The organism is uncultured Metabacillus sp. (assembly GCF_947503125.1).
Taxonomy (GTDB): Bacteria; Bacillota; Bacilli; order Bacillales; family Bacillaceae; genus Metabacillus.
This window is the reverse complement of record NZ_CANNCR010000158.1, coordinates 1-1,061: the sequence shown is the minus strand read 5'-3', so window position 1 is coordinate 1,061 and position 1,061 is coordinate 1. Positions and strand designations below refer to the sequence as shown.

General features: G+C 36.2%; 1 protein-coding gene. It reads left to right on the top strand.

What is annotated here, in order from left to right; all coding sequences use genetic code 11:
- On the top strand, positions 1-866 hold an 866-nt coding region (locus Q1B07_RS26615; protein ID WP_299089166.1), incomplete at its 5' end, for an IS1380 family transposase.
- Positions 867-1,061: the final 195 nt, after the last annotated feature.

The following is a 1,061-nucleotide window of genomic DNA, read 5'->3' as shown; positions in this document are numbered from 1 at the left end:
ATTCAGATACCTATGGCCATCAAGAATCAGCGACTTATAATGCCCATTATGGAACCATTGGTTTCCATCCATTAGTGGCTTTTGATGGTGTAACAGGCGACTTTTTGAAGGCAAAGCTGCGTTCTGGAAATGTGTATACTTCTAACGGTGTAATTGAATTCATCCAACCACTTATTGAACATTACAACGGGATATTCCCGGAGATTTCACTATTTGTTCGCGGAGATAGTGGTTTTGCCGTCCCAGCTTTATATGATTTATGCGAAAAAGAATCGGTCTATTACGTCATTCGACTAAAGTCTAATGCTCAACTACAACAGATTGCGGAAGAATACCATCCTTCCTCTATACCTTCAGATGTCACAAAGACCGAGTGCTATTTTGAAGAAACTATTTATCAAGCGAAGTCATGGTCTAAGCCTAGAAAAGTGATAATACAATCCGTACGTCCGGCAAATGAACTGTTCTTTATCCATTCATTTTTTGTGACCAATTTAGAAATTGCCTTTTCTCCAAAAGATATCGTCCGTGCTTACCAAAAAAGAGGGACGATGGAGAACTATATTAAAGAGGCCAAGAACGGCTTCAGATTGGATCAAATGAATAGCCACTCTTTCCAAGTAAACGAAGTAAGAATGATGTTAAGTCTTTTAGCTTATAACTTAACAAATTGGCTTCGAACTCTGTCTTTTCCACCAGAACACAAGAATATGCAAATTGAGACGATTCGTACACGGATCATTAAAGTTGCCAGTAAATTAGTAAAGTCAGGACGATCCCTATACTTTAAATTATCTTCAAGTTTCGTCTATCAGGAATTCTTTTGGAAGATACTTAGCCGAATTCAAAACCTACAGATAGAATAACCTTTCATTTGACACTTAAAAAAAAATAGTGTTAAGACCAAGGGAGTAGTCTGCCTAAAAACTGCAATTTCTAGCATCAAATTCTAGATATACCGATTTTAAAAAGCAAAATGACCAACATTCTTTTAAAAACTTAGAAATGTAATTAATTTTTGATTAAATGCATGACCTGAGAGAAGGTATGAATAATTCAGG